Raw genomic sequence first — 363 nt, forward strand, 5'->3', positions numbered from 1 at the left:
TTGCAGCTTGTGCCCAATTCACAATTCAAAATTCTCTCCCCGTCCTACTCGTCCCATTTGTCCCACTCTTCCTACAAGTCCCATAATCCCGAATTCACAATTCAAAATTCATAATTTGCCAATTCCCCTCGCACTATTTATAGCGCTTTATAGGCTTGCTTGAAAAACTCTTTTCTCTATGGCGGGTAAAAGGAATATAGTGGGGCAGTTCTTTTGTATTGTATTGATTGTAAAGCTATTGAAATTTTAACAACCCATCTAATATATTACCTACATTACCCAAGCTCTTAATATCATAGGTACGAGCTACAAGCTCACGCCAGCAAGGGGCTATTTTTTCTTTTACGTTTATTCTTTTTACTA

This window comes from Capnocytophaga sp. oral taxon 332 str. F0381, assembly GCF_000318275.2.
GTDB classification, from domain to species: Bacteria; Bacteroidota; Bacteroidia; order Flavobacteriales; family Flavobacteriaceae; genus Capnocytophaga; species Capnocytophaga bilenii.